Annotated in this window: 12 protein-coding genes; 3 read left to right on the plus strand and 9 right to left on the minus strand. The window is 66.0% G+C overall.

Annotation, left to right across the window (positions count from 1 at the left end):
• Nucleotides 1–51 precede the first annotated feature (51 nt).
• Together C795_RS0113630 and C795_RS0113635 are read right to left on the minus strand one after the other, a co-directional pair.
• Complete coding sequence (locus C795_RS0113630; RefSeq protein WP_017794304.1) at nt 52–1155, minus strand: tRNA (adenine-N1)-methyltransferase; 1104 nt, start codon at nt 1153–1155, stop codon at nt 52–54.
• A complete protein-coding gene (locus C795_RS0113635) occupies nt 1152–1880 on the minus strand; it encodes an HAD family hydrolase (RefSeq protein WP_017794305.1) in 729 nt (242 codons plus the stop codon). Before C795_RS0113635 ends, C795_RS0113630 begins: the two co-directional genes overlap by 4 nt.
• Nucleotides 1881–1972: 92 nt before the next feature.
• Here C795_RS0113635 and C795_RS16110 point away from each other — a divergent pair, with 92 nt between their 5' ends.
• On the plus strand, nt 1973–3025 hold the full coding sequence (locus C795_RS16110; RefSeq protein WP_017794306.1) for a PAC2 family protein: 1053 nt from the start codon (nt 1973–1975) through the stop codon (nt 3023–3025).
• Here C795_RS16110 and mshC read toward each other — a convergent pair.
• From mshC to C795_RS0113655, 3 genes are all read right to left on the minus strand, one after another.
• On the minus strand, nt 3022–4275 hold the full coding sequence (gene mshC, locus C795_RS0113645; RefSeq protein WP_017794307.1) for a cysteine--1-D-myo-inosityl 2-amino-2-deoxy-alpha-D-glucopyranoside ligase: 1254 nt from the start codon (nt 4273–4275) through the stop codon (nt 3022–3024). The genes C795_RS16110 and mshC overlap by 4 nt on opposite strands.
• Nucleotides 4272–5138, minus strand: a complete 867-nt coding sequence (locus tag C795_RS0113650; RefSeq protein ID WP_017794308.1) for an undecaprenyl-diphosphate phosphatase — start codon at nt 5136–5138, stop codon at nt 4272–4274. Before C795_RS0113650 ends, mshC begins: the two co-directional genes overlap by 4 nt.
• 112 nt (nt 5139–5250) lie before the next feature.
• Nucleotides 5251–6564, minus strand: a complete 1314-nt coding sequence (locus tag C795_RS0113655; RefSeq protein WP_017794309.1) for a M20/M25/M40 family metallo-hydrolase — start codon at nt 6562–6564, stop codon at nt 5251–5253.
• A gap of 33 nt (nt 6565–6597) precedes the next feature.
• On the opposite strand from C795_RS0113655, the gene C795_RS0113660 reads away from it, so the two are divergent.
• Nucleotides 6598–7617: an EamA family transporter gene (locus C795_RS0113660; protein WP_232225495.1), complete on the plus strand. Its 1020-nt coding sequence runs from the start codon at nt 6598–6600 to the stop codon at nt 7615–7617.
• Between the two features lie 7 nt (nt 7618–7624).
• Nucleotides 7625–8350 carry a helix-turn-helix transcriptional regulator gene (locus C795_RS16115; RefSeq protein WP_017794311.1) on the plus strand — a complete coding sequence of 242 codons (726 nt, stop codon included), beginning with the start codon at nt 7625–7627 and terminating at the stop codon, nt 8348–8350.
• Here C795_RS16115 and C795_RS0113670 read toward each other — a convergent pair.
• The 4 genes from C795_RS0113670 to C795_RS0113685 form a co-directional block, all read right to left on the minus strand.
• Nucleotides 8284–8682 (minus strand): VOC family protein, encoded by a 399-nt coding sequence (locus C795_RS0113670; protein ID WP_017794312.1) that lies wholly within the window; start codon nt 8680–8682, stop codon nt 8284–8286. The genes C795_RS16115 and C795_RS0113670 overlap by 67 nt on opposite strands.
• A gap of 78 nt (nt 8683–8760) precedes the next feature.
• Nucleotides 8761–9831, minus strand: coding sequence for a PQQ-dependent sugar dehydrogenase (locus tag C795_RS0113675; RefSeq protein WP_017794313.1), 1071 nt, complete (start codon nt 9829–9831; stop codon nt 8761–8763).
• A gap of 77 nt (nt 9832–9908) precedes the next feature.
• Nucleotides 9909–11015, minus strand: coding sequence for an ATP-binding protein (locus C795_RS0113680; RefSeq protein ID WP_017794314.1), 1107 nt, complete (start codon nt 11013–11015; stop codon nt 9909–9911).
• Nucleotides 11016–11107: 92 nt separating this feature from the next.
• Nucleotides 11108–11686 carry a dihydrofolate reductase family protein gene (locus tag C795_RS0113685; RefSeq protein ID WP_017794315.1) on the minus strand — a complete coding sequence of 193 codons (579 nt, stop codon included), beginning with the start codon at nt 11684–11686 and terminating at the stop codon, nt 11108–11110.
• Nucleotides 11687–12014 lie beyond the last annotated feature (328 nt).

A 12014-nucleotide genomic window follows, 5' to 3' on the forward strand; every position in this document is an offset into this window, starting at 1 on the left:
AACTCGGCCATCCTATCGAACCGAGCCTGATGAATTTGACGCGCGCGCTGTTTAGGCTTGCGCGTCGGGCTCGCTGGGTAGGGCACCCCGCTGCTCGGCAAGTTTGGTAGCCTCACGCGCCTTCTTGCGCAGAATCTTGTCGCTCTTGGACCACTGGCCGACGGCCTCGGGAGTCCAAGTGTGCTCTGCGGCCGCCTCGTCGCCCGCCAGATCGGGCAGCCAGGTGCCCATATCGGCGTCCGAGAACTCGGACTTTGAGGCACGACGCTTGAGCGACGGGAGCTTCGTGTCCGGCGCGAGCCTGCGCGCAGTAATGAGGAAGCCGGTGTGGGCGACCATCCGGTGATCGGGGCGCACGGCGAGGCCCTCGACGTGCCATCCACGCACCATGGTCTCGGAGGATTGCGGATGGGTGAAGAGGCCGCTGCGGCGGATCTCCTCGGCGGTGCGCGACAGCTGGGTCACGGTTGCGACGTAACAGATCAGCACGCCGCCGGGGGCAAGCGCATCGGCGGCAACATCCACGCACTCCCAGGGGGCGAGCATGTCGAGCACAACGCGGTCGATGCTGCCTGCCTCGCACGAGCTGGGCAGCGTCTCTTGGAGGTCGCCCACCGTCACGGTCCAGTTCTCTGGAGCGGCGCCGGTGAAAGCCGCGGCATTCGCGCGTGCGACATCCGCAAATTCCTCGCGGCGCTCAAAGGAGAAGAGTCGGCCCGTTGCGCCGATGCCGCGGAGCAGGTGCAGCGAGAGCGCCCCCGAGCCGACGCCGGCCTCAACGACGCGAGCGCCGGGGAAGATGTCTGCCAGCGACAGAATCTGCGCCGCATCCTTCGGGTAGACGATGGCCGCGCCGCGCGGCATCGACATGACGAAGTCCGACAGCAGGGGGCGCATGGCGAGGTACTCTTCGCCCGTGTTGTTCACGACCACCGAGGCATCGGGCAGGCCGACGATCTCCTCGTGCTTGATCATGCCCTTGTGACTGTGGAACTCCCCACTGGGCACGAGCGTAATGGTGTTGAGCCGCCCCTTGGGGCCGGTCAGCTGCACGCGGTCACCGAAGCCGAGGGGGCCGCGCAGCGCGGGGGCGGCGTCGGTGGTCTCCGCATCGGTGGTCGCGGTGTCAGGGGCGTTGAGGGTCGAATCGCTCACGCGGTTACTCCAGTCCCGGCGAGGTCGCCGGCATCGTACGGGTGGGTGGCGCGGATCGCGCGAAAGCGCTCCGCAAGTGTATGGGTGGTGTGGCCAGAGAGCGTCGGCCAGATCTCGTGCGCCGGGGAATCCTCGAGGCCGAGCAGATTCGGGATGCCGATTGCGACGGCGCCCGAGGCGCGCGCCGAGGTGACGCCGGGGCGCGAGTCCTCGAGCGCTACGCAGGCCTCAATCGGAACGCCCACGGCGGCGGCGCCCCGCAGGTAGGGCTCGGGATGGGGCTTCTCATGGGTCACCTCGTCGCCCGCAACAACGGCAACGAACGTCTCCTCGGGGAGCAACGCGAGCACTGCATCGGCGATAGGGCGCACCGACATCGTGACGAGCGCGCTGGGCACACCTTGCTCACGCAGATCCGCGAGGAGCTCGAGGGCGCCGGGGCGCCACTCGGGGCCGAGCTCCTGCAGGCCTGCAATCACGCCGCGCGTCCACTCGTCAAGAATCTCGTCGACGCTCATCTCGACGCCCAAGCCTTGGAAGAGCTGGGCGGCGGCACGCAGCCCCGACCCGATCAGCTGATCGCGCACTTCGTCGGTGAGTTCGATGTTGAAGCGGCTCAGCATCGCGACCTCGACGTCAAGCCAGAGCGGCTCGGAGTCAATCAGGGTGCCGTCCATGTCCCACAGCACCGCGGCGGGTGCGTTGTCAATACGTGTCTGGCTCATCCGCACCAGTCTACCGATCTCAAGCCGATATCCTGGTTAGGGCCCGCTCGCTGCTGTGAGGGTCGACCCGTTTAACTGTCAAGGAGCCTCGAGTGCCTGATTCCCCCCGCCCCACCCCGCGCGTGCTGCTGGCCGCTTTTCAGGGCTGGGGAGATGCAGGTGAGGCCGCCACTGACACGCTGCAGCACCTGTCGCTGCTCCTGGGTGCTGAGCCGCTGCACACCATCGGCGCGTCGGGATTCATCGATTTCCAGGCCCATCGCCCCAAGCTCACCCGCGATGCGAACGGCGTTCGCTCGCTCGACTGGCCCGATACTCGCCTGTTTGGGCCCGTGGCCCGGCCAGCGAACGAGCAGCCAACGCCCGAACCGCCGAGCACCGAACAGGCCGAACAGGCCGACCCCGCCGAGCAGGGGCACCAGCCGGTGCAGCCCGAGCGCGTGAGCCGCATCGACGGCTCCCCCGTAACCGAGCTTTACCTACTCGCGGGGTACGAGCCAGCTCATCACTGGCAGGATTTCGCCGACGAAATCGTCGACCTCGTCGACACCTGGGCCATCGATACCGTCATTCTCATCGGCTCGCTGTATGCCGAGGCCCCGCACTCGCGCCAGATCGCGACGACGATCACCTCCGAAAACGCCGCGCTGCGGGAGACCGCGGGCGCCGAGGAGAGCGACTACGAGGGCCCCATCGGCATTTCCACGGTCATCGAGCTCGCGCTCGCGGCGGCCGACGTGCCCACGCTGTCACTGTGGGCGCAGGTGCCGCACTACGTGCATTCCGCGCCCTCGCCCAAGGCGACGCTCGCGCTCCTCGACAAGCTCGAGGAGCTGCTCGACGTGGTGATCCCCCGCGGCGCTCTGCTCGAGCAGTCAAACGAGTGGGAGTCGAACATCAACCGCATCGCCGAGGGCGACGACGAGATGTCGCAGTACATTCGTACGCTCGAGCGCGCCCGCGATGAGGCGCTCGCGGCGGGCACCACGGGTGACGCGATCGCCCTCGAGTTCGAGAAGCTGCTGGGTGCTGCGCCCGGGGAGACACTCCCCGGGCCGCCGCATCCGCGCGATCTCAATCTGGGCCAGGATGTGGGCCAGGATCCGGATCAAGATCAGGGCCCGGCGGCGTCCGAGGCTCCCTAGAGCTCGACGCCCAGCAGGGCGAGCACCGCGTCCTTGATGAGGGCGGGGTCGTCGACGCCGCGGTCGAGAGCTGCGTCGAGGGTCGCGAGCATCACGGTCGTGTCGAGGTCGTTTGCGAGGGCGGCTCGCAGCTGCTGCAGTACCGTCTCGGCACTGGCAGGATCGCTGCCCGTGCGCTCAAGCCCGGCGCGCCAGGCTTCGAGGCGCCGCGTAGCGGTCTCGAGGTCGCCGTCGTGCCACTCCCACTCCGAGCGGTAGTGGTGCGCGAGCAGGCCGAGCCGAATCGCCGAGGGGCATGCGCCCCCGTCGAGCAGCTTCGACACGAACACCAGGTTGCCGCGCGATTTCGACATCTTGTGGCCGTGGTAGCCCACGAGTCCGGCGTGGCAATAGGCGTGCGCGAGCGGGGTGCCCGTGAGCGCGGTCGCGTGGGCGGCCGTGAACTCGTGGTGCGGGAAGATGAGGTCGCTGCCGCCGCCCTGCACCGTGAATACGCCCCCGAGCGCAGCGGTCGCGATGACCGAGCATTCGATGTGCCAGCCGGGGCGGCCGATGCCCACGGGGCTCTCCCAGCTGGGCTCGCCCGCGCGGGCAACCCGCCACAGCAGCGGATCGAGCGGGCCACGCTTGCCCGCGCGCTCGGGGTCGCCGCCGCGCTCCGCGCTGAGCTCGAGCATCAGGGCGCGGTCGTAGGGTGCCACGTCGCCGAGACGCCACTGCGAGTCGCGCTCGGCAGCGGCCGAGTCGAAGTACAAGTCCTCGCTGCCGGCGTGCAGCGCATCCTCGGTGGGCACCGTGTAGGCGAGGCCGCGTTCGCGGAGCTCCAAGACCGCCTGGGCGATCTCGTCAATATGCTCGGTGACTGCGATGTAGTGCTCGGGCGGAATCATGCCCATGCGGTGCATGTCAGACCGGAACAGGCCGATCTGATCGTCAGCGAGGTGGCGCCAGTCGACGCCCGTCGCGTTAGCTCGCTCGAGCAGCGGATCATCGATGTCGGTGATGTTCTGGGCATACACGGTCTCAATACCGGCGTCGCGCCAGGCCCGCTGCATGATGTCGAACGCCAAGTAGGTGAAGGCGTGGCCCAGGTGGGTCGCGTCGTACGGGGTGATGCCGCACACGTACAGCAGCGCCTTATCGTCAGACATGGCGGGGTGTTCCAGCCGCCCCGTCGCGGTGTTAAACAGCTTGGGCACGGTGCCCTCGCCGGGCAGTGCGGGGATTACGGGCGGGGTCCAGGTTCTCACTGTGCTCCTCCTGCGGTCTGAGCGATGGCCGTGCCGCCATCAGCGGTGAGCACACCGGTGACGAGCAACACGATAATGACAATTCCAAGTAGCACGCGGTACACCACGAACGGCATGAAGCTGCGCTTCGAGATGTACTTCATGAAGAGGCCAATGACGACGAGCGCGATGAGGAACGCGACGACCGTTGCGAGGGCGGTGAGGCCCATGGGGGTGGGGCTCACAGGCGCCTTGATCGCCTTCACCAGCTGGTAGAAACCCGAGCCAAACACGGCCGGGATTGCCAGCAGGAATGAGTAGCGTGCCGCAGCCTCGCGGGTGTATCCCATCAGCAGGCCGGCGGTGATGGTGCCGCCCGAACGCGAGACACCGGGGATCAGTGCGAGGGCCTGCGCGAAGCCGTATGCAAGGCCGCGCTTCCACGTCATGTCCTTGATGTCACGCTGCTTGCGGCCGACACGGTCGGCAAGCCCAAGCAGCAGGCCAAACACGATGAGGGTGATCGCTGTAAACCAAAGTGAGCGCAGCGTCGTCTCGATCTGGTCCTGGAACACGAGTCCGAGCACAACGATCGGCACCGTGCCGATGATGATCCACCAGCCCATGAGGGCATCGGGATCCTTGCGCGGAAGTTTGCCCATGAGCGACTGGTACCAACGCCCAATAATTCGGGTGATATCGCGCCAGAAGAAGACCACCACCGCGGCCTCGGTGCCGAGCTGGGTGATCGCGGTAAACGCGGCCCCGGCGTCGCCGATGCCCATCAGCTCACTCGATATGCGCAGGTGTGCGCTCGAGGAGACGGGCAGGAACTCGGTGAGTCCCTGAATAATTCCGAGCAGGATCGCCTCGAATATTCCCATGGTTTCCTTTCAGGACGCGGTGTGCGCCTTCCGCGGGCATTGCGGCCGCGCACCAGAATAGCCCACCCGCGCAGTGTGCCGAGTGACAGCTGCGGCGTGGGTGGGCCGATCGTTAGTAGCTGCGCAGCAGATCTACGAGCACGCGGTGACCGAAGTCGAGCGCGTCGAGTGGCACGCGCTCGTCGACCCCGTGGAACATCCCGGGAAAGTCGAGATCGGCGGGGAGACGCAGCGGGGCGAAGCCGTAGCCCGTGATGCCAAGCCGCGACAGCGACTTGTTGTCGGTGCCTCCCGAGAGCAGGTACGGCAGCACGCGGGCCTCGGGATCGTGGCGCGTGAGGCTCGCCGTCATCGCTTCGATGAGCTCGCCCGAGAATGGCACTTCGAGGCCCACATCGGAGTGGACGATCTCGATCTCGATGTCGTCGCCGACGATGCGCTGCACCCGCTCGAGGATTCCGCTCTGCTCGCCCGGCAGCGACCGCACATCGACGAGGGCCTCCGCCGTGTCGGGAATCACGTTGTGCTTGTATCCCGCGTCGAGCACCGTCGGGTTGCTCGTGTTGCGCAGGCTCGCCTGGATGAACCCGCCGCCCTTGCCGAGTCGCAGCACGAGCGTCTCGGGGTCAACGGTGCGCGGGTCCTCGCCCAGAATGCGCGCAAGCTCGTCGATCAGATCTCGGGTCGTGTCGCATAGCGCGAGCGGCCATTCGTGGCGTCCGAGCGCTGCAATGGCCTCGGCGAGGCGCGTCACCGCGTTGTCGTGCCACACTCGAGAGCCGTGCGCGGCTGTGCCGCGGGCTCGCAGCCTGATCCAGTCGAGGGCCTTCTCCCCCGTCTGAATGAGGTAGGCGCGCTGGCCCTCAACGTCGATGGAGTACCCGCCGACCTCACTAATCGCGGTACCTGCGCCCGCAAACAGCTCGGGGTGGTTATCGACGAGGTAGCTTGCGCCGTACTCGCCGCCGTTCTCCTCATCAGCAAAGAACGCCAGAATAACGTCGCGGCGTGGTGTGCCGCCCGCGCGCAGAATCTCAGCCATCGCGGTCAGGATCATGGCGTCCATGTCCTTCATGTCGACGGCGCCGCGGCCCCACAGCATGCCGTCCTTAATGACGCCGGCGAACGGATCAACGCTCCAGCCCGCGGGGTCTGCGGGCACGACATCGAGGTGGCCGTGCAGCACGAGCGCGGGCAGCTCGCGGTCTTCGCCCACGACTCGCGCCACGACGCTCGCGCGTCCGGGGGCAGACTCGAAGATCTGCGGTTCGAGCCCCAGCTCCTGTAGATAGGCCGCCACGTAATCGGCGGCCGGCCGCTCGGGGTTCGCATCACCCCCGCCACGGTTTGAGGTGTCGATCCGGATCAAATCGCGCGCGATACGGGCGGTCTCAGAGAGCTCCAGCGCGCTCGTGTCTTCACTCATGCTCCCAGCGTATCGGGCAAGCCCCTCGGGGCGGTGAGCAAACGCGCTACGCTCGCAGCTGCGGGCGTTTACGGCAGCCGCCCGGGTGAAGGAGCGACAGCGATGACGAGCGCGGTGCGGCAGGCGACCATTTCGGGGTTTCTTCTTGCGGTGGGATCGGCGGCTACCTTTGCGCTCTCGGGGATCTTCGCGAGCTCTCTCATCTCGGCCGGCTGGTCGGCGGGTGCGGCGGCCACGGCCCGCATCTGCGTCGCGGCCCTTGTGCTCGCGGCACCCACGGTGCTCGCGCTGCGCGGTCAGTGGCGCCAGGTGCTGCGCGCCTGGCAGCCGATTCTGATGTTTGGGCTGCTCGCGGTCGTCGCCTGTCAGCTCGCGTTCTTTTTCGCGGTGCAGTTCATCGCCCCCAGCCTCGCCCTGCTCATCGAATTTATGGGCCCGGTGCTGCTCATGCTCTGGCTCTGGGCCCGGAGCCGAGTCTCGCCGCCTCCGCTCACCCTCGTGGGGGCCGCAGTCGCCGTGCTCGGGCTCGTCACGATCTCGGGCCTCGCCGCGGGTGGCGCCCTGCACCCCCTGGGCATCGCATTTGCCCTGATCGCCGCGGTCGGCAACGCCGCATACTACGCGGCCGGGGCGGCTTCCGATCACGGTATCCCGCCGCTCCCGTTTGTGGGGCTCGGGCTCGCGGTCGCCGCGGTCAGCCTGGGCATCGTGAGCGCGCTCGGTATCCTGCCCTTCACTGTGACGAGCGTGCACCCGGTGATTGCGGGGCACGAACTCTCCCCCGCGCTCGTGGTCGCCGGCATGGCGTTGATCTCGACCGTGCTCGCGTACGTGCTCGGGGTCTCGGCCTCGCGCAAGCTCGGCGCCACCGTCGCGAGCTTTACCGGGTACTCCGAGCCGTTGTTTGGCATCGTGTGGACGATCGTGCTGCTCGCAATCGTGCCCACGGGTACGCAGTGGCTCGGGGCCGGGCTGATCCTGGCGGGCGTCGTCACCGTGAAGGTCGGTGAGATGCGCGCCGCGCGACGTGTCGCGGCGCGGCAGTTGGGATAATGGCAAGGTGTACACGGAATCAGCCCTTGCAGGAGGGCTGATCCTGTGGCGATCGAGCGGATCCCTGGGTGCGACGATTCCAGCCGACGGCTGCGTGGACGTCATCCTGCGAGGCGATGAGGTCTTCGTGTCGGGCCCCTCTACCACACACATTGAGACCCTGGCCGACGACGCGGGCGGGTCACTCGGGCTGAGGCTGCTGCCCGGCACCGCGCACGGTGTGCTCGGCCTCGACCTGCACGAGATCAGCGATCAGGTCGTGGCACTGGCCGAAGTCGTGGGCCGCGATGCGACCCGGCACACGCGCGCGGCGCTAATGCGGGCTCGAGATTCTGGGCCGTCGGGGCCAGATCTCGCCACGGCGCTTGCTCCGGATCTGAGCCTGGATTCACGGTGGATTCCCCTCGTGCGGCGACACGCGATCCGCGCCACTCCCCCTGGCGAGGTGGCCACACAGTTGGGCTGGTCTGAGCGCACGTTTCGGCGCCGACTGCTGGCGCATTTCGGGTACCCCTACCTCACGCTGGTGCGCATCAATCGCGCATCCCGAGCGCAACAGCTGCTGGCGACAGGGGTGAGTCCGATCGAAGCGGCGGGTGCTGCCGGTTACGCCGACCAGGCGCATCTCTCACGTGAGTTTCGGCGACTGGTCGGCGCAACGCCCGGTCAGTTCTGGTCGAGCTCGGCGAAGAGATCGATCGAGTTGCCGTCGGGGTCGAGCAGCGTGGCGTAGCGCTGACCCCAGAGCGCGTCCCAGGGCTCGACGTGGGCCGTATAGCCCGCGGCCGTGAGCTCGGCGAACGCCGCGTCGACGGCCGCCGCACTTCCCTTGTCGAACGCCAACGCAATGTGGTGACCGCCGGTCGGCGAAACGTAGCCGGCGTCGAACCCGCGAATCGTTTCGACCGTGTCCCAGGCGAGCGTCGTGCCGTCGCCGAGCTGCACGTCGACGTGCGGCGCATCGTCGAGGCCCTCCGCGATCGGCACTCCGAGGGTGCGGTAGAAGGCGAGCGAGGCGGCCATGTCTTTGGTGACGATGCCGATGAATCCGAGTTTGAGTGTCATGTCTTCACTGTACGAGGCGCCGGCGTCTGGGTCTTGAACAAAACGGCCAATGCGGTCGCAAGTTACTGGCGTCGCGATTCATCGGCTCGGCACAAAACTGAGGATGCGGTCGTCGTTCGTGCCGGGGCTACCGCGCCCATCGGTGTTGTTGGTGAGCACCCACAGCGCACCGTCCGGGGCTAGGGCTGCGTCGCGTAGCCGGCCGTACTCGGCCACCCAGTGTTCGGTCGAAGCGGTGAGGTCGTCGAGCGGGATCTCTCGGAGCCGCTCGCCCCGTAGGTTCGCGATCCAGATACTGCCCGCCGAAATCACCATGCCGCTCGGGCTGGCGTCGGCGGGCCGCCACTGCTGAACCGGATCGACAAACCCGGCCTCGCCCGCCATTCCCTCGACCGTGGGCCAACCGTAGTTTGCCCCCGCTTCAATGATGTTGAGCTCGTCCCAGTCGTTTTGCCCAAACTCTGAGGCGTACATCGTGCCCTCGTCGTCCCACACGAGACCTTGAGGGTTGCGGTGGCCGAGACTGAATACATATGAGCCTTCGAAGGGGTTGTCTGTTGGAATGTCACCGTCCGGCGTCATGCGCAAGATCTTCCCTGAGAGCGATGCGAAGCTCTGGGCCGACCGTGGGTTGCCCGCGTCACCAACGGTCGCGTACAGCATCCCGTCTGGACCGAACCCGATTCGGCCACCATTGTGATTGCTCGCCACGGGGATCCCGGCCAGCACGGTCTCGGGCACCCCGAGACCCACCGCGCCTGCCGCTCCCGACAGTGGGTACCGCTCGATCCGGTTGTCGCCCCTGGTGGTGAAATAGGCGTAAAGGTAATCATCGTGCACTGCAAGACCCAGCAACCCGCCCTCACCCGACGGTTTGACGTCACCAATTACGGCCACCACACGCGCAGCTCCCTGATTGTCGAGCTCAATGATGCGGGCCGAATCGCGCTCACTCACGAGCGGCGTCTGGCCGTAGAACGTGATCGACCAAGGGACATTCAGGTCTTCGGCCACGATGGCCGCCTGAGAGTCCCGTGGGCTACTGTGTTCTTCGGGAGGCAGCTTCGCGTCAGGGGCGGTGGCACATGACGCGAGCGACAGCAAGATGGCAAGGAGAATGACGGTTTGCCGAAACGTTGAAGTACTCATGTGCCACCGTAATTCTTCAGAGGTGGAAAGGTCGAGATGACGCGGCCATCGGGGTCAGCGCCTGTCACCATTCTCCGTCACATTCCGGAGACAAACTCCCGGAGGCCGGGGACGGCAAACTCGAGGAGTCCTCGTCCCGCCGGCTGCACGAGCCCCGCATCGATAAGTCGGGCCCGATAGTTACCGACCGTGTTCCTGGCATCCCCGAGGCGTCGCCCGATGTCCGCAGTGTTCGACGGGCCCTCATCTTCGGACATCGCGCGCAGGAAGTCGAGATCCTTGGGTGACGCCGTAGCCAATGCCGCAGCAAGCACCACACGAGTGTTCCTCCGGTGCGCGGCGGCCAATGCGAGATCTACGTCTACCTCTTCCAGGGGGCGACCTTTCGCCTCGGCCATCTGCCACAAGTGGTATCCCACCAGCTGGATCAGGAAGGGGTACCCCCCTGTGGATTTGGCTGCTTTCCGTAGAAACTCCCGAGGAATTGGATGCTCAAGACTTGCGAACGTTTCCAGGTAGGAATCTGCAACCTCGCGGACAGCGGCGGCGTGCAAATCAATTCGATCGGCTCGGCGCAGGAATGTTGCGACTCCCTCATTGAGCAGATCAGAGACTGCGGCCGGCAGACCCGCAAACAGCAGGGCGATGGGGAGCCCATCACGGATGAAGTGCTGCACGAAGGCGGCCAACTGCGCAAGCTCGTCTCGGTTGGCACCATGAATCTCATCCAGGGTGATGACCAACCCGGTGCGTTTCTCCTCCAGCAGGTGCAGCAGTTGTTCTCCGAGTTGCCGCCACCCCAACTGCTGCGCCGGAGGCAACTGAGAAGTGATTGAGAATCCCGCAGCTCCGATGCCCGTAATCCGCCGGCTTGCGGGCCCCACCCCGAGCTCTTCAGAGGCCGAGCGCATGGCTTCACCAATTCGACCCAAGAAACCAGTCGTGGCCGTCTCCGAGACCACAAACCAACCCTGGGTGCGCGCGATATCTTCGGCCTCCCCGAGCATGACGGTCTTGCCTATGCCGCGGGCTCCGGTGAAAATGGTGAGCAGGCCCGGGGCGCCGGATCGGATGTGTAGACCGTAGGAGAACTCGTCCAACAGTCCAGCTCGGCCAATGAGCTGTGGCGGCTCGGCCCCTGCGGTGGGACGAAAGGGGTTCTGCGTTGTTCGCTGATTGATCACGGCCGCTCCTATGACTAGCTGTGCCCCTAGTGTACTTCTGTGTACAAGATGTACAAGGTGAACGCAGGAGTCCCTAACACCAACTGGCTCACTCAGCGCACCTGAAAACGCAGGTGAAGCACGCGGTTTCCCTGAATCACCACGTCTGGATCTTTCAGCAGGTGCTGCGCGGCGACCGCACCGAAAAAGCGCTTGCCAGAACCGAACACCACCGGCGCAATGTCCATGCGCACCTCATCGATGAGACCAGCGGCGAGCATCTGGCCACCCACGTCACCGGCGGAGACCTCGACAAGTCGATTGCCTGCGAGTTCCTGCGCCTTGACCACAGCGGCCTCGATGCCATTAACGAAGTGGAATGGCGCCGCGGAGTCCCAGCCCACAGGTGCCGGCCTGTGGGTCACCACGACAACATGGTCGATCCCGCTTGGAGGGATCCCGTCCCAGCCGTCCGTCTGGTCGAAGACCTGGCGCCCGACAACGGTTACCCCGATCTGATCCCAATATGACCGGACGTAATCATATGACGCCTGAGAGACTTTCAAGAGGCCACTCTCATCTAATGGCACATCACCGCTCACGAGCCAGTCGAACAGCGGCCCGGGCTGGTCGTTTTCGTCCGCAATGAAGCCATCCACCGACGCCGAGGCGTACATCACTACGTTGCCCACGACTCCTCCTTTTGCTTGGGCTGATTCTAAAGCAGTGAGTGGCGAACTATCGTTCTGATAGGAAGCCAATCGATGGCAGCGGCCGACTCGACAGCGCGTTACAAAACTCGACAGCGCGGCTCTGCATTTCCCTGCACCTATTGGAGGGAAGGTTCCGTGCGCGGAATAGCCCCACACGTCGGGTGCCCAGCCACGGTACGGATTTGATGGGCACCACCTTCGCCAGTGACTTCATCCTTGTGGACCTTCATGGGCGGTTAGCTGCCTGGAGCTGGCGGGCAGCTGTGTCGACGGAACGACCGGAAAGGTCTGTCGGATTCGGTGCGGC

This window comes from Leucobacter salsicius M1-8 (assembly GCF_000350525.1).
Lineage (GTDB): Bacteria > Actinomycetota > Actinomycetes > Actinomycetales > Microbacteriaceae > Leucobacter > Leucobacter salsicius.